At 43.9% G+C, this 19,782-nt stretch carries 30 protein-coding genes and 1 rRNA gene; 2 read left to right on the forward strand and 29 right to left on the reverse strand.

The genetic code is table 11. From position 1 onward, the window contains the following. From IFO66_RS20020 to IFO66_RS20030, 3 genes are all read right to left on the reverse strand, one after another. Positions 1-82 (reverse strand): 16S ribosomal RNA (locus IFO66_RS20020); the annotation flags it as partial. Between the two features lie 376 nt (positions 83-458). After that, on the reverse strand, positions 459-683 hold the full coding sequence (locus IFO66_RS20025) for a hypothetical protein (RefSeq protein WP_192026860.1): 225 nt from the start codon (positions 681-683) through the stop codon (positions 459-461). A gap of 195 nt (positions 684-878) precedes the next feature. Further along, positions 879-1,496, reverse strand: coding sequence for a stage II sporulation protein M (locus tag IFO66_RS20030; protein WP_337913452.1), 618 nt, complete (start codon positions 1,494-1,496; stop codon positions 879-881). A gap of 173 nt (positions 1,497-1,669) precedes the next feature. On the opposite strand from IFO66_RS20030, the gene pdaB reads away from it, so the two are divergent. Then, on the forward strand, positions 1,670-2,485 hold the full coding sequence (gene pdaB, locus IFO66_RS20035; protein ID WP_192026862.1) for a polysaccharide deacetylase family sporulation protein PdaB: 816 nt from the start codon (positions 1,670-1,672) through the stop codon (positions 2,483-2,485). 48 nt (positions 2,486-2,533) lie between these two features. On the opposite strand, the gene IFO66_RS20040 is transcribed toward pdaB, so the two are convergent. Further along, positions 2,534-3,175, reverse strand: coding sequence for a KinB-signaling pathway activation protein (locus tag IFO66_RS20040; RefSeq protein WP_192026863.1), 642 nt, complete (start codon positions 3,173-3,175; stop codon positions 2,534-2,536). A 156-nt stretch (positions 3,176-3,331) separates the two neighbouring features. On the opposite strand from IFO66_RS20040, the gene gerD reads away from it, so the two are divergent. After that, positions 3,332-4,024: a spore germination lipoprotein GerD gene (gene gerD / locus IFO66_RS20045; protein WP_192026864.1), complete on the forward strand. Its 693-nt coding sequence runs from the start codon at positions 3,332-3,334 to the stop codon at positions 4,022-4,024. A gap of 106 nt (positions 4,025-4,130) precedes the next feature. On the opposite strand, the gene IFO66_RS20050 is transcribed toward gerD, so the two are convergent. The 25 genes from IFO66_RS20050 to rplE all read right to left on the reverse strand — a co-directional run bounded on the left by IFO66_RS20050 (position 4,131) and on the right by rplE (position 19,757). Next, the gene (locus IFO66_RS20050; protein WP_192026865.1) at positions 4,131-5,279 is read right to left on the reverse strand and encodes an Mrp/NBP35 family ATP-binding protein; all 1,149 of its coding nucleotides are present in this window, start codon (positions 5,277-5,279) and stop codon (positions 4,131-4,133) included. A 72-nt stretch (positions 5,280-5,351) separates the two neighbouring features. Next, positions 5,352-6,062 (reverse strand): N-acetylmuramoyl-L-alanine amidase CwlD, encoded by a 711-nt coding sequence (gene cwlD / locus IFO66_RS20055; RefSeq protein ID WP_192026898.1) that lies wholly within the window; start codon positions 6,060-6,062, stop codon positions 5,352-5,354. Between the two features lie 168 nt (positions 6,063-6,230). Beyond that, positions 6,231-7,403: a sulfate adenylyltransferase gene (gene sat, locus IFO66_RS20060; protein ID WP_192026866.1), complete on the reverse strand. Its 1,173-nt coding sequence runs from the start codon at positions 7,401-7,403 to the stop codon at positions 6,231-6,233. Positions 7,404-7,439: 36 nt separating this feature from the next. Continuing rightward, positions 7,440-8,132 (reverse strand): phosphoadenylyl-sulfate reductase, encoded by a 693-nt coding sequence (locus tag IFO66_RS20065; RefSeq protein ID WP_192026867.1) that lies wholly within the window; start codon positions 8,130-8,132, stop codon positions 7,440-7,442. Between the two features lie 302 nt (positions 8,133-8,434). Further along, positions 8,435-8,827, reverse strand: a complete 393-nt coding sequence (rpsI, locus tag IFO66_RS20070; RefSeq protein WP_144995509.1) for a 30S ribosomal protein S9 — start codon at positions 8,825-8,827, stop codon at positions 8,435-8,437. A 20-nt stretch (positions 8,828-8,847) separates the two neighbouring features. Then, positions 8,848-9,285: a 50S ribosomal protein L13 gene (gene rplM / locus IFO66_RS20075; RefSeq protein ID WP_144995511.1), complete on the reverse strand. Its 438-nt coding sequence runs from the start codon at positions 9,283-9,285 to the stop codon at positions 8,848-8,850. A 196-nt stretch (positions 9,286-9,481) separates the two neighbouring features. Beyond that, positions 9,482-10,258 (reverse strand): tRNA pseudouridine(38-40) synthase TruA, encoded by a 777-nt coding sequence (truA, locus tag IFO66_RS20080; protein WP_192026868.1) that lies wholly within the window; start codon positions 10,256-10,258, stop codon positions 9,482-9,484. Between the two features lie 111 nt (positions 10,259-10,369). Then, positions 10,370-10,735 carry a 50S ribosomal protein L17 gene (rplQ, locus tag IFO66_RS20085; RefSeq protein ID WP_028595155.1) on the reverse strand — a complete coding sequence of 122 codons (366 nt, stop codon included), beginning with the start codon at positions 10,733-10,735 and terminating at the stop codon, positions 10,370-10,372. A gap of 31 nt (positions 10,736-10,766) precedes the next feature. After that, positions 10,767-11,711 (reverse strand): DNA-directed RNA polymerase subunit alpha, encoded by a 945-nt coding sequence (locus IFO66_RS20090; protein ID WP_192026869.1) that lies wholly within the window; start codon positions 11,709-11,711, stop codon positions 10,767-10,769. Positions 11,712-11,847: 136 nt separating this feature from the next. Then, positions 11,848-12,243, reverse strand: a complete 396-nt coding sequence (gene rpsK, locus IFO66_RS20095) for a 30S ribosomal protein S11 (protein WP_028595153.1) — start codon at positions 12,241-12,243, stop codon at positions 11,848-11,850. Between the two features lie 16 nt (positions 12,244-12,259). Next, positions 12,260-12,628: a 30S ribosomal protein S13 gene (rpsM, locus tag IFO66_RS20100; protein WP_028595152.1), complete on the reverse strand. Its 369-nt coding sequence runs from the start codon at positions 12,626-12,628 to the stop codon at positions 12,260-12,262. Positions 12,629-12,648: 20 nt separating this feature from the next. Beyond that, complete coding sequence (rpmJ, locus tag IFO66_RS20105; RefSeq protein ID WP_003333770.1) at positions 12,649-12,762, reverse strand: 50S ribosomal protein L36; 114 nt, start codon at positions 12,760-12,762, stop codon at positions 12,649-12,651. Positions 12,763-12,869: 107 nt separating this feature from the next. Beyond that, positions 12,870-13,085, reverse strand: coding sequence for a translation initiation factor IF-1 (gene infA, locus IFO66_RS20110; protein WP_006676514.1), 216 nt, complete (start codon positions 13,083-13,085; stop codon positions 12,870-12,872). A 14-nt stretch (positions 13,086-13,099) separates the two neighbouring features. Continuing rightward, complete coding sequence (locus tag IFO66_RS20115; protein WP_192026870.1) at positions 13,100-13,399, reverse strand: KOW domain-containing RNA-binding protein; 300 nt, start codon at positions 13,397-13,399, stop codon at positions 13,100-13,102. 8 nt (positions 13,400-13,407) lie between these two features. Then, the gene (map, locus tag IFO66_RS20120) at positions 13,408-14,160 is read right to left on the reverse strand and encodes a type I methionyl aminopeptidase (protein ID WP_028595150.1); all 753 of its coding nucleotides are present in this window, start codon (positions 14,158-14,160) and stop codon (positions 13,408-13,410) included. A 4-nt stretch (positions 14,161-14,164) separates the two neighbouring features. Next, positions 14,165-14,809 carry an adenylate kinase gene (locus tag IFO66_RS20125; RefSeq protein WP_028595149.1) on the reverse strand — a complete coding sequence of 215 codons (645 nt, stop codon included), beginning with the start codon at positions 14,807-14,809 and terminating at the stop codon, positions 14,165-14,167. A gap of 132 nt (positions 14,810-14,941) precedes the next feature. Beyond that, the gene (secY, locus tag IFO66_RS20130) at positions 14,942-16,240 is read right to left on the reverse strand and encodes a preprotein translocase subunit SecY (protein WP_192026871.1); all 1,299 of its coding nucleotides are present in this window, start codon (positions 16,238-16,240) and stop codon (positions 14,942-14,944) included. Continuing rightward, positions 16,240-16,680 carry a 50S ribosomal protein L15 gene (gene rplO, locus IFO66_RS20135; RefSeq protein ID WP_028595147.1) on the reverse strand — a complete coding sequence of 147 codons (441 nt, stop codon included), beginning with the start codon at positions 16,678-16,680 and terminating at the stop codon, positions 16,240-16,242. The genes secY and rplO overlap by 1 nt, the downstream gene beginning before the upstream one ends. Before the next feature lie 91 nt (positions 16,681-16,771). Continuing rightward, entirely contained in the window at positions 16,772-16,957 is a 186-nt protein-coding gene (rpmD, locus tag IFO66_RS20140) for a 50S ribosomal protein L30 (RefSeq protein ID WP_028595146.1), read from the reverse strand. Positions 16,958-16,970: 13 nt separating this feature from the next. Next, positions 16,971-17,468, reverse strand: a complete 498-nt coding sequence (gene rpsE, locus IFO66_RS20145; RefSeq protein WP_028595145.1) for a 30S ribosomal protein S5 — start codon at positions 17,466-17,468, stop codon at positions 16,971-16,973. A gap of 26 nt (positions 17,469-17,494) precedes the next feature. Further along, positions 17,495-17,863: a 50S ribosomal protein L18 gene (gene rplR / locus IFO66_RS20150; RefSeq protein ID WP_192026872.1), complete on the reverse strand. Its 369-nt coding sequence runs from the start codon at positions 17,861-17,863 to the stop codon at positions 17,495-17,497. A 63-nt stretch (positions 17,864-17,926) separates the two neighbouring features. Further along, positions 17,927-18,469: a 50S ribosomal protein L6 gene (gene rplF / locus IFO66_RS20155; protein ID WP_144995532.1), complete on the reverse strand. Its 543-nt coding sequence runs from the start codon at positions 18,467-18,469 to the stop codon at positions 17,927-17,929. A gap of 33 nt (positions 18,470-18,502) precedes the next feature. After that, complete coding sequence (gene rpsH / locus IFO66_RS20160) at positions 18,503-18,901, reverse strand: 30S ribosomal protein S8 (RefSeq protein WP_144995535.1); 399 nt, start codon at positions 18,899-18,901, stop codon at positions 18,503-18,505. 32 nt (positions 18,902-18,933) lie between these two features. Then, the gene (locus tag IFO66_RS20165) at positions 18,934-19,119 is read right to left on the reverse strand and encodes a type Z 30S ribosomal protein S14 (RefSeq protein ID WP_028595141.1); all 186 of its coding nucleotides are present in this window, start codon (positions 19,117-19,119) and stop codon (positions 18,934-18,936) included. 95 nt (positions 19,120-19,214) lie between these two features. Beyond that, entirely contained in the window at positions 19,215-19,757 is a 543-nt protein-coding gene (gene rplE, locus IFO66_RS20170) for a 50S ribosomal protein L5 (protein WP_192026873.1), read from the reverse strand. Between the last annotated feature and the right edge of the window lie 25 nt (positions 19,758-19,782).

Genomic DNA, 19,782 nt, shown 5'->3' on the forward strand with positions numbered 1-19,782 from the left:
AAAGTGTAAGAGTCCGCTCGACTTGCATGTATTAGGCACGCCGCCAGCGTTCGTCCTGAGCCAGGATCAAACTCTCCATAAAAGTGTTTGACTTGCTCATTTGTAATGCTGACGAAATTCATTACTGAATTCCTTATATCAAACGCTTCACTCGTTGTTCAGTTTTCAAAGAACAATTTGGCTCAGATCACTCATCTTACGATTCGTTTTCTTTCGCTCTCGTTCGCCGTGTTTCTCAGCGGCGACTCTTATAATATATCATGTCGTTCATTTTGTGTCAACAACTTTTTTAAAGTTTTTTTCAAAGTTGTTTATGACTCAATTGAATATCGATGACTTGTCCGCCTCTCAATCAAAGTTGTTCAAGAAGGGAACAAAAAATAATTTATCATAAATACCAACCCCCGTCAATCATTTGATACAGTCCACTTTATGGTAATCTATAATGAGCGTTTCGTTTACATTGGAATGATGCGATGGTTCCTTACGTACCGAGACAAGTCTTTAGGCGTAGCTATGCGTGCATACATCCGAAATACCGTTCTGTATCGATTAGCTATTGCTCTTCTTACTTCTTTATCTAAACGGTTATCACTTAGATCAAGTAGCATTTCATCAAGTTCTTTTCTAAGCATATACCCAAGTTCCTTGCATTCCTTTTCGTTAAATAAGAATCCTAGCACGAACTTTCTCCTCCTCTAACAACAACTCAAACTTTTCTCTTATATTCGGAACAAAAGCGGCCCTAATCCCTTTCTAAGGACAGCAATACCTTAGATAAGTGATGGACCGCTTTACTGTTATGCACAAATTCGCATCATTTTATCACATAATCATCTGAATAAAATTATCTTCTTTCTTAGTAGCAACATTTTCTTCTATATACTTGAACGATACAATTCCATAATCCACAACGTTACTGTACTTTCGATTAATGCAGCTGCAAGCAGAATAATTGTAATCCAAACCGCCGCTGCTCCTGTTTTCTTGGCCCATTCTTTAATCGTTAATCCGCTTCCACGACCCGAACGAGTCATTCGTTGAAACGCCAACACACCAAATCGAATACCGAAAGCTGCAGCTATAATGATAGCAGGTAGTTCTAAAATGCCATGCGGTAAAATGCCCACAGTAAACTGCATAAAGACATTTAAACCCTCTCGATGCATATCAAAGAATAGATATCCTAATACCATCCCATTTACGACTAATAAATACAACGGAAATAACCCGAACACGATTCCAGAGAACATTACAAGTACAGCTTTGATCGCATTATTAAAGAAAATGAATATAAACAACGTCACAATGGGATTTGCAGACTGGTGTAAAGATCTCGCAATCTCACCAATCTGGGATATTTGACCGTCTAAAAATTCATGAAACCCAGTCCACATCCACCCCACCACTATGCTCCCAATAAAAACAAGAGATGAGAATAAGATATACCCTTTTATCTCCCCTAACGTTCGTACAAACGAGCGCCAACTTAGCACAATCCTTCACTCCTTCTTGTTGTCATCCCACATTATCTCCCGCTACGGGGATGATTGTTTGTCATATCTATGTATAACTCAAGCATACAGTGTATTAAACAAGCGTGACAAGCCGCGCAAGTATTTGGGTTTCACGCATCTTAGCATCGTTATATGAGAGGAGCGCACGCTGCATGAATAGTTTTTATGTGATTAGCGGTAAAAAAGTAAAGCGCATCTTCTTCATCATCGTCGCCGTGCTGTTTGCAGCCGGTGTCGTCGTGGTGGAGAGCGACAACATTACTGTCTTCTCGGAAGGCAGTCCTTCAGCCATTTATAGTGTCCCTACTGATAAAAAAGTTGTGGCACTAACATTCGATATCAGTTGGGGAGAAACACGAGCACAGCCTATACTTGATATTTTAACCGAAAAGAAACTAGACAAGGCAACGTTCTTCTTATCTTCTCCTTGGAGTAAAACCCATCCCGAGATTGTCAGAAAAATGGTTGACGCTGGTTATGAGATAGGCAGCCACGGTCACAAGCATGTAAATTACAGCAGTCTCAATGATGAAGAAATCAAAAAGCAAATTAATACAGCGCATACCATTTTAAGTGAGCTTACTGGTAAACAACCTAATCTCATCCGTTTACCTAACGGCGATTTTGATAAACGTGTACTTAAAATAGCTAATCAAATGAATTACAAAGTTATTCAATGGGATACAGATTCACAAGATTGGAAAAATCCCGGCGTAGATACGATTGTAAAGCGTGTCGTCGATCGTGCGCATAATGGCGATATTATTTTGCTCCATGCCAGCGATTCATGCAAACAAACTCACCTTGCCCTTCCCGCCATTATCGATCAGTTAAGAGCAAAAGGTTATGAGTTCGTTACCGTATCCGAGCTTATCCAGCAAACAGAGCTGAATAATAAGGCAATCCAAGACACTACTATTCAGCCTATCCAGCCACAGACACATGTTCATGATGCAGCTGGAGCGTAACCATCGTAAGCACTTCCCCTTAAATGACAAAGAGCTGACCACTATTGGTCAGCTCTTTACTACTTTTGTAGTCATACCCGCTTCTGGATGCATTTCTCTGTTTTTTCCTACCTTCCCTTCCAATACACGCGAAAGGATAAGGATTTGATACGCGTTACATGCTACTAAAGGGATAAATAAAAACCAAGTCGCTATTGGACTCATGTTCAATGCAAATGTCATTTCGATCGTTGTACCAACAATCATATAGAACAACGTTGGTATTACTGCCGTTGACGATGTTACTTTCATTTTTACAATTGCTACGCCTACCGAGAATACTAATAAAGTTAGACCTAACACAACATCTTGGATCAAGTCCCGTTCTTGTCCAAGTAAAGTCCGTAAAAACATAACATCCAATAAAACGATTACCGTAAGAACAACTTGTATATACGGCCAAACTCGTCTAAACATACCATTGGCAAGCAAATTAAGCGTCAAATAGGCAAAAAAGCCCATTTGCGCAAATACACTAATTGTAAAGCCACTTAAAATAAGCTGGAAAATGTTCATTAGCACATCTGCAGGACCTCTAAGATTGGACAATTCCTGTTGATACAGTTGCATAGACAGCCCTGTTACCAACATAACTGCTCCACCCAGACAGAGCGTCGTCCAGAATAAGTAAGACCATTTTTTTAAATTCAAGCTGCTCCACCTCCGCAATATTCATATTTTACCAGCGTTATCAGCAAAAGACTATCGTTATCGAACATAATTCATAATTTTTTCCCCATACTACATAAAGACGCTTCTATAACCTAACAGCAATGACACAGCAGCACGTTGAAAGGAGTCCTGTACATGCGATCCGTATCTATTCGACTTTGTATCACTTGTATTGTGCTTATGCTTGTAAGTACATCGTGTTCTCAAGAACCACAATCATCAGGAAATAAAGTGGAATACAAGGAACTTAAGTCGATGGTTGTAGATATTTTAAAAACGGAAGAAGGACAAAAAGCAATCGAGTCCGCTCAATCTAACGGTGGAAGCTCTATGCAAATGAAGGCAATGAATACTCAACAGCAAGAACAAATCAGGCTCGCAGTCAAAGATACACTTGTCTCTCCTGACTACGAAAAGGTAATCGAGAAGATTATGAAGGACCCTAAGTTTGCCGGGGAATTCGCGAAGACCATTAGCAAAGAAGACAAACAAATTCATAAGGATTTAATTAAAGACCCTACTTATCAAAAAGCTGTCGGCGATATTTTAAAATCACCTGATCTCATGAATGCTTATTTGGAAGTAACAAAGTCACCTGAATATCGCAAACAATTAATGGCCCTAATGAAAGATGCAATGAATAGTCCATTATTTAAGCTAGAAATCATGGAAATGATGACAAAGGCTGTTAAAGAAGAACTCCAACCTAAAGAGAATAAGAAAGAAAAAGGTGGCGAAGAGGGAGTTAGTGAGAAAGAGGACAGTGGTTCAAGTGAAGGAGACGGCTCTGACAGCGGCGGAGGTGGAGGTCAAAAAGGCGGCCAATAAATCCGTACAAGGTTCAATTAGGGTATACTTACTCCTACATGATGACAAAAGCGGACCCCTAGAAGGTCCGCTTTTTATGTAAACTACTATTACATCGTATACGGTACTAAGATAAAACACCATTATCTATTAAACGTTGTGCTAACTCATTGTATAATTGCCCGATCGGATGTGATTCACGATATACAGAAGGCGAGAAATCCGGCTCCGAAGGATGATTCTCCGGTGCTCCTAATGGAATCTGAGCCAATAGGGATGTGTGTAGGGACTCAGCTAATTTACCTCCGCCACCACGACCGAATACATATTGCTTATCGCCACATGCTCCACACTCGAGGTAAGCCATATTTTCAACGACTCCAATGATTTCATGCTTCGTCGTAATCGCCATCGCACCCGCTCTTGCCGCCACAAACGCAGCTGTAGAATGAGGTGTCGTTACGATTATTTCTTTCGTTTGCGGAATCATCTGATGAATATCCAGAGCAATATCTCCTGTTCCAGGTGGTAAATCAATTAACACAACATCAAGTTCGCCCCAATTCACCTCTTGGAAGAAGTTACGCAGCATCTTACCTAGCATAGGTCCTCGCCATACAATTGGACTGTTGTCTTCTACAAAAAAGCCCATAGACATTACTTTAACACCAAAGCGTTCAATCGGGATTACTTGTTCGTCTTGGATAATGGGTCTGTCTTCAATCCCCATCATGTCAGGTACACTGAAACCATAAATATCAGCGTCTATTATGCCAACCTTTTTACCCTGACGTGCCAATGCAACAGCCAAGTTCACCGTTACAGTAGACTTTCCAACCCCACCTTTGCCGCTAGCTACACCAATAAATGCAACTTTAGAAGAAGGCGATAATAATGGACTAAGTTGTTCAAGACCAGCTCCATGTCCTTGAGGGGCAGATTGGCCGCTACTTGATCCATGCTCTGACTGTCCTTGACTCACTGCCCCAGCATTTCGATGCCCAAAGCCAGCAGCCGCCATTTCTTGCTCAGATGCTATACGAATACGCACATGAACATCTGTCGCTCCACTGCTAACTAACTTTGATTTAATTTGCGCTGTCAGTCCATCACGTATAGAATCGCTAGCCCCATCTGGTGCTAGTATAATCGTAAGTGCCACTTGCTCAGGTTTGACCATAATATCACGTATCCATTGCAGCTCAAGCAGGGTTTTTCCTGATAGCGGTTCTTGCAATCCATGCAACAGGTCTAAGCATTGTTCTCTTGTTATCATAAGATGCACCTCGTCTCTATGCGCTAATGCTTGTGCGATGTTTCCTTCATCCTCATTTATTATAACACACCACTAATCTTTACCAAGCTTTTCTCCTGATAAATAACGAAGAACTCCTTTATATATCGAAGCCGAAACTTTGCGCTGATATACACTGTCGGCCAACATCCGAGACTCATCCGGATGAGATAAAAAACCAACCTCCACAAGTGCAGTAGGCACATTTACAGACTTCAGCAAGTATAGGCCACGATCGTCCGACTTTGCCACACGCTCTGTATTTTCTAAATTACGACGTATTTCTGTTTGAATAAATTTAGCCAACGCCTCATTTTGTGGGATATGGTTCGCATAAAAAGTTTGAGCCCCACGCCAACGATTGGAATTGATACTATTCATATGAATCGAAACAAATACGTCTGCCTTCTTTTTCTCTACAAAAGCTACTCTGCGCTGCAAATCCTCTGACTTTCTTTTAGAAATTTTTTTCGTATTCGAGTCAGCAAGATCATGGTCTGCCTCTCGTGTCAAATAAACGACAGCCCCTGCCTGTTGCAAGTAATCACGTAAATATAGAGCGATGAGCAAATTTATATCTTTTTCGATAATTCCCTGTTTACTTACCGCACCTCCATCCGCCCCCCCGTGCCCAGCATCAATAGCAATCACTTTACCTGACAGTGGGAGCGACCATTGATTCCAGCTTTTCTTGGATGGGGCCTCCGATATCAACAAGCCGATTACCAACACAAACAGACCCAAGCACATAAACCATTGTTTCATTGAACCCAAATTAATAGATAAAAAACGCGTTCTCCGCGGTTTATTGTTGTCATTCCACACGAAAAAGTCCACCTCCGCTCCAATAGCATCTCTAATCACTATATGGGCAGTGGTGGACAAATATACTACGCATGTCCTTCGGTTATGTTCGTTATTGTTATTAATTGCTTAAACGGTTGTCGGTTCTATAGCCATGCCTTCAATAAGTATTTTCGCAACCTCAGGACGCGAGAATTCTGGAGGCGGGCAAATACCGTCTCGTAACAAGGCACGAACTTTGGTTCCTGACAACGTTAAATGATCTTCTTTATTATGCGGGCATGTTTTGCTGGATGCCATATTGCCGCATTTTGTACAGAAGAAGCTGTGTTCAAAAAATAATGGTGTTATTTCAAGCTCATTCGCTTCAAAGTTCTTAAATATTTCCTGCGCTTCATAGGTTCCGTAGTAATCTCCAACACCTGCGTGATCACGACCAACAATAAAATGCGTACAGCCGTAATTTTTGCGTACAATCGCATGGAATATCGCTTCACGCGGACCCGCATAACGCATTGCTGCCGGAAATACGCCTAGGAATGTACGATCTTTAGGATAGTAACCTTCTAACAGCGCAACATAACTCTTCATTCGAACATCTGCTGGGACATCATCTGACTTCGTCTCACCAACAAGCGGATTTAGGAATAGGGCATCTACAATTTCCATTGCGCTTTTCTGTATATATTCGTGTGCACGATGAACAGGATTACGGGTCTGGAAACCAACTACCGTGCGCCATCCTCGTTCTGCAAATAGTCTACGTGTTTCAGCTGGATCAAAATAATACTCTTGAAAACGATCCGGTTGTGGTCGCTCAAGTAAACGGATACTTCCACCTACGTACGTATTAGGACGATTCAGTAGCTTTTGAACACCTGGATGTTCACTATCGTCTGTCTTAAATACCTGCACAGCTTCATGCTTATGATCGACTGTATAAATAGATTCTACTTGAATAGAACCGTAAGTAATACCATCCTCTTCACCAACTAAAGCAGCAACCTTACCTACCGATAACAACTTAACTGTATTCGCATCCACTGCAAGTGTAATCGGGATACTCCAGACCGTACCGTCAGCAAGTCGCATACGGTCAATAACACTCCGATAATCAGCTTCATTTAAAAAACCGGTTAATGGAGAAAATGCACCTACACCAATTAAATCAAGGTCAGATATGGTCCAACGGTTAATCGGAATGACTGGAGCGTTCTGCAATTGCGTTAGAAGCGCTTCTCGTTCTGTGCTTGATACACGAAGATCTACTAATGATCCTCCATGTGCGGGTATTGCTGTCATGCTTCTATTCCTCCCTGCTATTTGTAGCATATCGTTTTATTTATGCAATCCGCATTCTACCTTGCCAGTACCTGACCAACGTCCTGCACGAGGGTCCTCACCAGGCATAACTTGTCTTGTGCAGTGAGAGCAACCGATACTCGGATAGTGGTTGTCATGAAGTGGGTTGTAGATAATGTTATTACTGCGGATATATGCCCACACATCATCCCAAGTCCAATGTGCAATCGGATTGAACTTTACAAGGCCAAATTTCGTATCGTACTCAATTTTTTTAGCATTAGCACGTGTAGGTGCTTGATCACGTCGAATACCTGTAATCCATGCATCGTATTTACTTAAAATTTGTGTTAAAGGTTCTACTTTACGGATGTTACAGCATTTGTTGGGATCACTCTTCCATAACTCAGCCCCATACTGCTCAACTTGTTGTTCTGGAGTAATTGTTGGTGCTGCACGTACAAATTCTAAGTTGTAATGAGATTGTATTTGGTCGCGAGTGTGGTAGGTCTCTTCGAAGTGAAAATCTGTATCGAGGTAAAAAATATCAGTTGAAGGACTAATCTTCTGTACCATATCAACCAGAACAACATCTTCTGCCCCAAAGCTGCATGCAAATGTTATATTCGGAAACGTTTCTATAGCCCATTGAATAATTTCTTCAGGACTAGACGTTTCAAACAATTCAGCCTTCTCAGCTATCAACGCTTCTTTCTCTAATAAGTTCATTACCGCATCCTCCACCATCTTTAAATTCCTAGTATTTAGGTGTGTTTTATATACTTAATAAGTATAATTTGATTTCAAACAAAGTCAATCCATTTTTTGACTAATTGAGGCGTTTTAGCTATAACTTTTTCTTATTTTGGGTTAAAGGACTGGTTGGAGATAACGAATAAACTTGATTGGGTCTTGTGATACACAGGAGATAATCTCGTGAAGAGGAAGATTATTGAGGTTTGATTTAAAGTATGCAAAAAACCTCTTCTGTGTAAACACAGAAGAGGTTTGATACCCATTGTAATCCAATATTAACGTTTGGAGAACTGAGGTGCGCGACGAGCTGCTTTAAGACCGTATTTCTTACGCTCTTTCATACGAGGGTCACGAGTCAAGAATCCAGCTTTCTTCAATGCTGGACGAAGCTCTGGGTCTGCTTTAAGCAATGCACGGGAGATACCGTGACGAATTGCGCCTGCTTGACCGGAGATACCACCACCATGAGCCAATACCAAAACATCGTATTTGCCGATTGTTTCTGTAAGGTTCAATGGTTGCTTGACGATAAGTTTCAATGTTTCCAAACCGAAGTATTCATTAAGGTCACGCTTGTTGATTGCGATGCGGCCTTCACCTGGAATTAGGCGAACGCGCGCTACGGAATGCTTACGACGACCTGTCCCATAGTATTGTACTTGTGCCATGAAACTGTCCTCCCTTTTATTTATCCGCGAAGTTCGTAAACTTCTGGTTGTTGTGCTTGATGTGGATGAGCTGCGCCAGCATAAGCTTTAACGCGAAGCTTCATTTTGTTACCCATGCGAGTCTTAGGAAGCATACCTTGAACAGCAAGTTCAAGCATACGCTCAGGCTTCTTAGCAAGCATTTCGTGAGCTGGAGTCACTTTCAAACCACCGGAGTAGAGGGAGTGACTGTAGTAGTTTTTGTTTTGAAGTTTCTTACCTGTCAAAACAATTTTCTCAGCATTGATGATGACTACGAAGTCGCCACCGTCAACATGAGGTGTGAATGTTGGCTTGTGCTTACCGCGGATAAGTGCCGCAGCTTCAGTAGCAAGACGACCAAGCGTCTTACCTTCAGCGTCGATAACGAACCATTTACGTTCTACTTCAGCTGGTTTCGCCATGTATGTTGTACGCATGAAACATCCTCCTAACAAATTCATTGTTCGCTTTAATTCAAAAAACGTATATATCGTTCAATCTGTTACATTTAAATGTTAGCTGTTACCATAACGCATTTCTTTATTGGGGGCCGTGGGAAGCCATAAAGAAACACAAATGTTATTTTACAATATAACGCTCGATTTTGCAAGTTGTTTTTGCTCTGCTAAAGTTCTAGATTCGTTCTTCCCCATCGTATTCGACGCTCCACAGCAACAAACCATGTGCCACGGTCATAGGCCCTGCAGCATCACGATGACGAGCCTCCATAATATCGGGTATATCCTCAGGACGGAGTTTGCCTTCCCCAACCCACATCAACGTACCTGCCATAATCCGTACCATGTTGTATAAGAATCCATTACCTTTGAAGAACAAGTGAATCCGACCACGGCCAGCTTCATCACTTCCTGCATCCTCGACTTCCATCCATGAGCGAAATATCGTACGAACATTAGATTGCTTCGTTGACTTCGGCGATGTAAAAGAAGTAAAGTCATGCTCACCTTCTAAATAAGACATTCCTTTCCGCATCGCCTCAATATGGAGAGGACGCGGATGATGGAACTCGTATAAACGTCGGAATAAGTCCGGGTTGCGCTCTGCTAGAATGGTGAAACGATACGTCTTTACCTTAGCCGAATAACGAGCGTGGAAGTCTAACGGTGCCTCCCAAGCATCCTGAATGACAATGTCATTTGGTAGCCTAGAATTCATCGCTAGTACCCAGCGTTCGATCGGAATAGCAGATGTTGTATGAAAGTTGAACACCTGTCCCCTAGCATGAACACCTGCATCCGTACGCCCAGATGCCGATATCGTAATTTGATCGCTCGTAAGCTTCGCAATCGCTGCTTCGATTCGTCCTTGAACCGTGTCTTGATCAGGCTGTCTTTGAAAGCCGCTATATGCAGTACCATCATAAGACACAGTCATTCCGATATTTCGCATACTTCCCTCCGGTGTCTACGATATACACAAAAAGAAAAGCTCCTCGAGGGAGCCTTCTTCCACGCTGCTCATGCTGCGTTATTGCGCTATATCAAATGCATCTTGCCGCTATTACGCGCGGTCAACTAGTTCCAAGTAAACCATTGGCGCGGAATCGCCACGGCGAGGACCCAATTTCATGATGCGCGTATAACCGCCTGGACGCTCAGCATAACGAGGTGCCAAATCCGAGAATAGTTTCTGGATTGCGTCTTTCTCGCCATCTACAGTCTCACGACGTACGAATGCAGCCACCTGACGGCGAGCATGCAAGTCACCACGCTTCGCCAACGTGATAAGCTTCTCAGCGATAGAACGAACTTCTTTCGCTTTAGCTTCAGTTGTTTGAATGCGCTCGTACAAGAACAGATCAGTTACCAAGTCGCGGAACAACGCTTTACGAGCGCTGGAGTCACGACCCAACTTTTGGTATGCCATATGTTTCCCCTCCTTCTATGCCAAGTCCCGATTAATCTTCCATGCGGAGGCCTAATCCTAATTCTTCGAGCTTCTCTTGAACTTCTTCCAAAGACTTGCGGCCCAAGTTGCGGACTTTCATCATGTCTTCTTCAGTCTTCGTAATTAGCTCTTGAACAGTATTAATGCCTGCACGTTTCAAGCAGTTATAGGAACGAACAGAGAGATCAAGCTCTTCGATAGTCATCTCAAGCACTTTCTCTTTCTTATCTTCCTCTTTTTCAACCATGATTTCCGCATCTTTTGCTTCGTCCGTCAATCCTACGAAGAGCATCAAATGCTCTGTAAGAATTTTCGCACCAAGACTAACTGCTTCTTCTGGTTGCGTGCTTCCGTCTGTCCATACTTCAAGCGTAAGCTTGTCGTAGTTCGTCACTTGTCCTACACGCGTATTCTCTACACTGTAATTAACACGAGAGATTGGTGTGTAGATCGAGTCAACAGGAATGACACCAATAGGTTGATCTTCATTCTTGTTGCGATCTGCAAGGACAAAGCCACGACCACGATTCGCATAAATACGCATATGGAGACGGGAGCCTTGTGACAATGTAGCAATGCGAAGATCCGGGTTCAAAATTTCCACATCGCTATCCGCACGAATATCTCCGGCAGTAATTACCCCTTCACCTTCAGCATCGATTTCGAGAATTTTCTCTTCATCGGAGTGAATTTTGAGTGAAAGGGACTTCAGGTTCAAAATAACCTCTGTTACGTCTTCAAAGACACCAGGGATTGTAGAGAACTCATGAAGTACGCCGTCAATTTGCACAGAAGTCACTGCCGCGCCTGGCAAGGAAGAAAGCAAGATACGGCGTAGGGAATTCCCTAGTGTCGTACCGTAGCCACGCTCAAGCGGCTCGACTACGAACTTGCCGTAAGTACCTTCTTCATTGACATCAACGGTTTCAATCTTCGGCTTTTCGATCTCAATCACTATATAACCCTCCTTCAAAACGTCGCTGGCGTTAAACCATTAAACACCTACGGTCGGTCGATTCATGCAGTATGCCTAAACAACCATTATTCCCAACAGGCGTCATTATAAACGACACGTTAGCCACACACGTAAATTATACGCGGCGACGTTTTGGCGGACGGCAGCCATTGTGAGGAACTGGAGTTACGTCTTTGATCATGCTAACTTCCAACCCTGCAGCTTGCAAGGAACGGATGGCAGCTTCACGGCCTGCGCCTGGGCCTTTAACCGATACTTCTACCGTCTTCATACCATGTTCCATAGCTGCTTTAGCAGCTGATTCTGCAGCCATTTGTGCAGCAAACGGTGTGGATTTACGCGAACCGCGGTATCCAAGACCACCGGAGCTTGCCCAAGAAATTGCGTTGCCGTGTGTATCCGTAATTGTTACGATCGTATTGTTGAACGTAGAACGAATGTGTGCCACACCAGCTTCAATATTTTTACGGTCACGACGTTTTGTACGTACGACTTTTTTTGGTTTAGCCATTGCTACTTATCCCTCCTTACTTCTTCTTATTTGCTACCGTACGACGAGGGCCTTTGCGTGTACGAGCATTAGTTTTCGTGCGTTGACCGCGAACAGGCAATCCACGACGATGGCGAACACCACGGTAACATCCGATATCAACCAGACGCTTGATGTTCAAAGAAATTTCACGACGAAGGTCACCCTCAACCTTAACCGTTTTATCAATTGTTTCACGAATAGCGTTTACTTCGTCTTCTGTAAGATCACGAACGCGTGTATTAGCATTAACGCCAGTTGCTGCGATTACTTTTTGAGATGTTGTCTTTCCGATACCGAAAATGTATGTCAAGGCGATCTCAACGCGTTTATCACGTGGCAAGTCTACACCAGCTATACGAGCCATTTACGCTACACCCCCTTCAATTATCCTTGTTTTTGTTTGTGTTTCGGATTTTCACAAATTACCATAACGTTACCTTTGCGACGAATGACTTTGCATTTTTCGCAAATGGGCTTAACAGAAGGTCTTACCTTCATGCTGAATACCTCCCAGTCCTTAAGTTGCACGCGTCAAACCGTCTCGCATGCAGTCTGTTGGTTTGCAAGTGCATTGCAAGCGCTCTTTGAAGCTCCGAGTGCTAATGCTACTTACGATATGTGATGCGACCTTTGCTCAAATCGTATGGCGATAGCTGTACGACCACTTTGTCACCTGTTAGGATACGGATAAAGTGCATCCGCAGCTTTCCAGAAACATGGGCAAGAATCTGATGTCCGTTCTCTAGCTCAACTCGAAAAGTCGCGTTTGGCAACGGCTCGATGACCGTACCTTCTACTTCAATCACATCTTCCTTGGCCAACGTGATTCTCCTTTCTATTCCGCATTTGCTTCGTTCAGCTGCTCCGCATACTTCTGAATGACGTAGCGAAGCTTGCTGTTTGTAACCCGTCCGCTTTCGTTTAAACTCTGGACAACTTCGCGGCTTATATCCTTCTGCAACTCCAGATGAAGCAGGTTTTTACGTTTCGGTTGTTCAAACTTGCGTTTGTCCCCGTCCGCGATAAAGACATATCGCTCAGGCTCTAAGCCAACGATGACAGCTAGCTTGTCGGCATCTCTGCCTTGAGCCACTTTGACAAATTGCCCGAGTTGCGGGTTCAGAATATGATTCATTCCCTCACCTACTCCTGCAATCTCGTCAAAATTTCGCAACCGTCCGGTGTTACTGCAACTGTATGCTCAAAATGAGCACACCATGTACCATCCACCGTCACGACCGTCCAGTTATCCGCAAGTGTTTTTACATAACGCTCACCAATAACGACCATCGGTTCAATCGCGAGCACCATGCCCGGCTTGAGTCGAGGCCCACGGTTCGGGCTACCGTAGTTCGGAATCTGTGGTTCTTCATGAAGACTCGCACCGATTCCATGTCCGACGTACTCACGTACGACGGAAAAACCTGCATCTTCAATGACACGTTGTATAGCATGAGAAATGGTGTACAACCGTTCATCCGGCCGAACAAGTTCTAAACCAGCATAGAGCGAACGTTCAGTAACGTCCAATAATCTCTGTGCCTCTTCAGAAATCTGTCCAACTCCATATGTCCAAGCTGAGTCACCATGATACCCACGATACTCTGCGCCGATGTCGATGCTGATGATGTCGCCTTCGTTTAAAACGCGGTTACCAGGAATACCGTGCACCAGCTCTTCATTAACTGATGCGCAAATGCTTCCAGAGAACCCGTTGTATCCCTTGAAAGAAGGAGATGCTCCTTGGCTGCGAATGAATTGTTCCGCGATAGCATCAAGCTCCCGAGTCGTAATGCCCGGCTTGATCGATTGAGACATGAGACGGTGCGTTTCCGCAACAATTCTCCCTGCTTCTCTCATAAAGCCTAATTCCACTTCGGACTTACAAATGATCATTCGTTTAACCTCGCAGTAAAGATACGACTTCAGACGTCACCGTATCAATTTCCTTCTCCCCGTCAACATCACGCAACAAGCCTTTGTTGCCGTAATAGTCAAGCAAAGGGGCAGTCTTGTTGATATATTCATCCAAGCGTGTGCCAACTTTCTCTTCGGAATCATCCGAACGTTGGTATAGCTCACCCTGGCACTTATCACAGACGCCTTCTTGTTGTGGCGGGTTAAAAATGACATGGTACGTCGCGCCGCAAGACTTGCAAATGCGTCTGCCTGTGAGACGTGCCAGTAATAATTCACGGTCAACGCTCAGGTTGATGACATGGTCCAATTTGCGACCTAGTGCTCCCAACATGTCGTCCAAAGCTTCCGCTTGAGCCAACGTTCGTGGGAATCCGTCCAAAAGGAACCCTTTCTCACAGTCCGGCTGAGCGAGACGCTCTCGCACAATCCCGACTGTAACGTCATCAGGAACGAGCAGACCTTGATCAATGTATTCCTTTGCCTTTAAGCCGATTGGCGTTTCTTCGCGCATTGCTGCACGAAACGCATCGCCTGTGGAGATATGAGGAATACCGAACTCCGTTACAATGCGTTCAGCCTGCGTCCCTTTACCTGCCCCAGGAGGCCCCATGAATAGAATGTTCATCGAATGTCACTCCCTTTTTGGTAAGCATAGGCTTAACTTTCGTCGGAAGTGTATGCTTTCGATGGCATTCGTTAAGCCTCTGCTTTACAAGAAACAGCACAATAGGTGCCGACCTAAGTCAGTACCTATTGCCTATTTATTGATAAAACCTTTGTAGTGGCGTTTAATCAACTGGCTTTCAACCTGTTTCATCGTATCAAGCGCTACGCCGACAACGATAAGAAACGACGTTCCACCAAGCTGTACTTCACGAGGGAACCCTGCAAGCGATCCAAGGAACACTGGCAATACTGCAATTAGAGCCAAGAAGATGGCACCAGAAAGAGTAATACGGGACATCACTCGTGTCAAGTAAGTAGCTGTAGCTTTACCCGGGCGAATACCTGGAATATAGCCACCGTTCTTTTTCATTTGATCCGCCATTTGCTGTGGATTCAATTGAACGAACGTGTAGAAGAACGTGAAACCGATAATAAGCAGAACGAAAATAGTCATACCAAGCGGCTTATCAGAAGACGTATTGTTAATGATCCATTGCGCCCATGCTTTATCAGCCCAGAACTGTGCGATAACTGTTGGGAACATCAACAATGATGAAGCGAAGATTACTGGGATAACCCCTGCACCATTCACTTTAAGTGGAATGTGCGTATTCTGGCCTCCATACATTTTGTTTCCAACAACACGCTTCGCATATTGTACCGGAATCTTACGAGATCCTTGCTGGATGAAAATAACCGCTACAATAATTAGCAAGATCACAATTGCAACAATGACCATTTTAATAATGCCTAGGAACAATTGTCCATCACCGTTAACAAATTGTGATTCGTACATCTTCCCAAGAAGTGTTGGAATACCAGCCACGATTCCCGCGAAGATGATAATGGATATACCGTTGCCAATACCTTTCTCAGTGATTTGCTCACCGAGCCACATTAGAAATGCAGTACCAGCTGTCAAAACAATGGCGATCACTACGTAATCCGTCATGGTCGCGTTAGGAATCATCTGCATTCCATACATTCTATTGAAACCAATAGCTGTACCGAATGCTTGGATTAAACCTAAGATTATTGTGCCATAACGCGTAAATTGAGCAATCTTACGTTTACCAACTTCGCCTTCTTTCGCCCATTGTGCAAACTTCGGAACCACATCCATGGAAAGAAGCTGCATGATGATCGATGCCGTGATGTATGGAAAGATACTCATAGCAAAGATGGAAAATTGGAACAACGCACCGCCGGAGAATGTATTCAGCAAGCTGAACAATTCAGTTCCAGCAGTGTTGCTTTGAAAGACCGAAGGATCAACGCCGGGAACCGGAATAAAGGACCCGACGCGATAGATGATAAGGACACCAAGAGTAAAAAGAATCTTACTTCTTAGATCCCCAACTCGCCATATATTCGATACGGTCTTAAACATTAGATCACCTCGGATTTACCGCCGGCAGCCTCGATCTTCTCTACCGCAGATTGAGAGAACTTGTTAGCTTTAACCGTAAGCTTAACAGACAAGTCACCAGTACCCAAGATCTTGATTCCGCTCAATGGGTTCTTGATGATACCTTGCTCCATAAGCAATTCCGGAGTTACTTCAGTTCCTGCTTCGAAACGGTTCAAGTCCGCTACGTTCAACACCGCGTACTCTTTACGAGTTGGATTCGTGAATCCACGCTTAGGCAAACGACGGTACAATGGGTTTTGTCCGCCCTCAAAGCCTGGACGAACACCACCACCGGAACGAGCATTTTGACCTTTGTGACCGCGACCTGCTGTCTTACCGTTACCGGAAGCGATACCGCGTCCGCGGCGGAAGCCTTCCTTACGGGAACCAGGTGCTGGAGAAAGTTCATGCAAATTCATCGTTCGTCGCACCTCCTTAAATATTTATGCTGTTATCTATCAATCGAGTGTTCGATCGCAATTCATTTAACGAAATTAAATGTTTCTAAGCTTAAGCTTCGATTTCTTTAACTTCAACCAAATGAGTAACTTGATTTACCATGCCGCGAATCGCTGGGCTGTCGTTTTGAACAACCGTCTGATTCAGCTTGCGTAGGCCCAAAGTATTCACCGTTTTGCGGTGAGTTTCCGGGCGACCGATCAGACTGCGAACGAGGGTAATTTGCAATTTAGCCATTGTCGTCCCCTCCTTATCCTAACAGTTCCTCTACGGATTTGCCACGAAGCTTAGCTACTTGCTCTACAGTTTTCAAACGAGACAAACCTTCAAGCGTAGCGTTTACCATGTTCATGGAGTTTGAAGAACCTAGGGACTTCGTTAAGATGTCGCCTACACCAGCCAACTCCAATACTGCACGAACCGGGCCACCAGCAATAACTCCTGTACCTTCAGAAGCCGGTTTAAGAAGAACTCTACCAGCGCCGAAGTGACCAATTACTTGGTGAGGAATTGTTGTGCCAACGAAAGGAACATGAATTAGATTTTTCTTAGCGTCTTCGATACCTTTACGGATCGCGTCAGGAACTTCGGATGCTTTACCGATTCCTACGCCAACCCAGCCCTTGCCGTCGCCGACAACGACAAGTGCGCTAAAGCTGAAACGACGTCCGCCTTTTACAACTTTAGAAACGCGGTTAATTTGAACAACTTTTTCAGATAGTTCTAACGTGTTTGGATCAACTCGCAAGTCGTTAACCTCCTTTTGTAAAATTCTTAGAACTCAAGACCAGCTTCACGCGCTGCGTCTGCCAATGCTTGAACACGTCCATGGTACAAGTAACCACCGCGGTCGAATACCACGTTTGTTTGGCCTTGCTCTTTAGCACGCTTTGCAATCAATTCGCCAACTTTAGCTGCCGCCTCAACGCTGCCGCCGTTTTTGATTTGATCACGCAATTCTTTGTCCATTGTCGAAGCGGAAGCAACAGTTACGCCCTTCACATCGTCGATCAATTGAGCGTAGATATGCTTAGAGGAACGGAATACGTTCAAACGTGGACGCGCAGTCGTTCCTTCAATTTTCTTACGCACACGAAGGTGACGTTTCAAACGAGCTTTGTTCTTATCGCCTTTTGTGATCATCGTTGTTTTCACTCCCTTCAGTTTAGCCATTAAGCTACAGAGGTAAGCGAGCTAGGCAAGATCTTACTTCTTCTTGCCTGCTTTACCTTCTTTACGTAGAATACGTTCGCCTTGGTACTTGATACCTTTGCCTTTGTAAGGCTCTGGTGCACGTACAGCACGAATTTTTGCAGCATACTCACCAACACGCTCTTTGTTAATACCCTTAACAATGATTTGTGTTTGAGTTGGTACTTCGAACTCGATACCTGCTTCTGGAGTAATCTCAACTGGGTGAGAGTATCCAACGTTTAGTACAAGTTTGTCACCAGTTTTGTTTGCACGATATCCGACACCAACTAGCTCCAAAGTTTTGGAGTAGCCTTCCGTTACGCCGTTAATCATGTTGCTGATGACGCTGCGAGTTGTTCCGTGAAGGGAACGGTGAAGTTTATGTTCAGAAGGACGAGTCACGTTAATCACGTTCTCTTCAAGAGATACTTGAATATCTTTGTGAAGTTCACGAGTCAACGATCCTTTCGGTCCTTTAACCGTAATCACGCTATTGTCCAGAGTAACTGTTACCTCACCTGGAACGTTAATTGGTTTGCGACCAATACGAGACATGTGTTGTTGCACCTCCTATCATTATGCAGTAAATTACCAAACGTAGCAGATCACTTCGCCACCAGATTTGGATTGACGAGCTTCTTTGTCCGTCAAAACGCCTTTGGACGTCGAGATGATTGCGATTCCGAGACCGCCAAGTACACGAGGAACCTCGTTGGACTTCGTGTAAACGCGTAGACCTGGTTTAGAGATACGCTTCAAACCAGTGATGACACGCTCTTGGTTTTGACCATATTTCAAGAAAATACGGATGATCCCTTGTTTGTTGTCATCAATGTATTCTGCATCACGGATAAAGCCTTCACGCTTCAAGATTTCAGCGATTTGCTTCTTCATCGTAGAAGCAGGCATTTCCACTGTTTCATGACGTACTGTGTTAGCATTGCGAATGCGAGTAAGCATATCAGCAATTGGATCAGACATAACCATTAGTGTAAACCTCCTTCCCGAAACAGGGTTGATTACCAGCTAGCTTTTTTAACGCCAGGAATCTGGCCTTTATGTGCCAATTCGCGGAAACAAATTCGGCAAATTTTGAACTTACGCAATACAGAATGCGGACGACCGCAACGCTCACAACGAGTGTATGCGCGTACTTGGAACTTCGGCTTGCGTTGCTGTTTAACAACCATCGAAGTTTTTGCCACGTGTTGACACCTCCTATGAACTTTGTCGTGACATCATGGTCACCGGACAAATTCATGTCCTAATATTATTCATCAAATGATGAGTTAGACCGACCTTACTTCACGAAAGGCATGCCGAGTTGCGTCAACAATTCACGGGACTCTTCGTCTGTCTTCGCTGTAGTAACGATGACGATATCCATACCGCGTGCTTTATCAACTTTATCGTACTCGATCTCAGGGAAGATCAATTGATCTTTAAGACCAAGCGTGTAGTTACCACGACCGTCAAACGCTTTGTTCGAAATTCCGCGGAAGTCACGAACACGTGGAAGCGTTACGTTGAACAATTTGTCCAAGAAGTGGAACATACGCTCACCGCGCAATGTTACCTTAACACCAATCGGCATTCCTTCACGAAGCTTGAAGCCTGCGATAGACTTTTTAGCGCGTGTAATAACTGGCTTTTGACCAGAAATCAGTTGCAATTCAGCTACAGCTGTGTCCAGTACTTTGGAGTTCTGAACAGCTTCACCCATACCCATGTTGATAACAACTTTCTCAACTTTAGGTACTTGCATGACTGTTGTATAGTTGAACTTCTGCATAAGAGCAGGAGTAATGTCGTTCAAATAACGTTCTTTCATACGAGCTGCCATTGTAAATGGACCTCCTTTCCTAGCA

Source organism: Paenibacillus arenosi (genome assembly GCF_014841135.1).
GTDB classification, from domain to species: domain Bacteria; phylum Bacillota; class Bacilli; order Paenibacillales; family Paenibacillaceae; genus Paenibacillus_B; species Paenibacillus_B arenosi.

Coding starts and splice junctions, on each gene's coding strand:
- rpmJ (WP_003333770.1), bottom strand. CDS start 12,762: ATGAAGGTAAGACCTTCTGTTAAGCCCATTTGCGAAAAATGCAAAGTC.
- IFO66_RS20125 (WP_028595149.1), bottom strand. CDS start 14,809: ATGAACATTCTATTCATGGGGCCTCCTGGGGCAGGTAAAGGGACGCAG.
- pdaB (WP_192026862.1), top strand. CDS start 1,670: ATGAATAGTTTTTATGTGATTAGCGGTAAAAAAGTAAAGCGCATCTTC.
- rpmD (WP_028595146.1), bottom strand. CDS start 16,957: ATGGCTAAATTGCAAATTACCCTCGTTCGCAGTCTGATCGGTCGCCCG.
- rplO (WP_028595147.1), bottom strand. CDS start 16,680: ATGAATTTGCATGAACTTTCTCCAGCACCTGGTTCCCGTAAGGAAGGC.
- rpsM (WP_028595152.1), bottom strand. CDS start 12,628: ATGGCTCGTATAGCTGGTGTAGACTTGCCACGTGATAAACGCGTTGAG.
- gerD (WP_192026864.1), top strand. CDS start 3,332: ATGCGATCCGTATCTATTCGACTTTGTATCACTTGTATTGTGCTTATG.
- secY (WP_192026871.1), bottom strand. CDS start 16,240: ATGTTTAAGACCGTATCGAATATATGGCGAGTTGGGGATCTAAGAAGT.
- IFO66_RS20050 (WP_192026865.1), bottom strand. CDS start 5,279: ATGATAACAAGAGAACAATGCTTAGACCTGTTGCATGGATTGCAAGAA.
- truA (WP_192026868.1), bottom strand. CDS start 10,258: ATGCGAAATATCGGAATGACTGTGTCTTATGATGGTACTGCATATAGC.
- sat (WP_192026866.1), bottom strand. CDS start 7,403: ATGACAGCAATACCCGCACATGGAGGATCATTAGTAGATCTTCGTGTA.
- IFO66_RS20115 (WP_192026870.1), bottom strand. CDS start 13,399: ATGAATCATATTCTGAACCCGCAACTCGGGCAATTTGTCAAAGTGGCT.
- rpsK (WP_028595153.1), bottom strand. CDS start 12,243: ATGGCTAAACCAAAAAAAGTCGTACGTACAAAACGTCGTGACCGTAAA.
- rplE (WP_192026873.1), bottom strand. CDS start 19,757: ATGGCAGCTCGTATGAAAGAACGTTATTTGAACGACATTACTCCTGCT.
- rplR (WP_192026872.1), bottom strand. CDS start 17,863: ATGATCACAAAAGGCGATAAGAACAAAGCTCGTTTGAAACGTCACCTT.
- rpsI (WP_144995509.1), bottom strand. CDS start 8,827: ATGGCACAAGTACAATACTATGGGACAGGTCGTCGTAAGCATTCCGTA.
- rpsH (WP_144995535.1), bottom strand. CDS start 18,901: ATGGTTATGTCTGATCCAATTGCTGATATGCTTACTCGCATTCGCAAT.
- rplM (WP_144995511.1), bottom strand. CDS start 9,285: ATGCGTACAACATACATGGCGAAACCAGCTGAAGTAGAACGTAAATGG.
- cwlD (WP_192026898.1), bottom strand. CDS start 6,062: ATGAAACAATGGTTTATGTGCTTGGGTCTGTTTGTGTTGGTAATCGGC.
- rplF (WP_144995532.1), bottom strand. CDS start 18,469: ATGTCTCGTATTGGTCGCAAACCAATTAACGTTCCAGGTGAGGTAACA.
- map (WP_028595150.1), bottom strand. CDS start 14,160: ATGATCATTTGTAAGTCCGAAGTGGAATTAGGCTTTATGAGAGAAGCA.
- rplQ (WP_028595155.1), bottom strand. CDS start 10,735: ATGGCATACCAAAAGTTGGGTCGTGACTCCAGCGCTCGTAAAGCGTTG.
- IFO66_RS20065 (WP_192026867.1), bottom strand. CDS start 8,132: ATGAACTTATTAGAGAAAGAAGCGTTGATAGCTGAGAAGGCTGAATTG.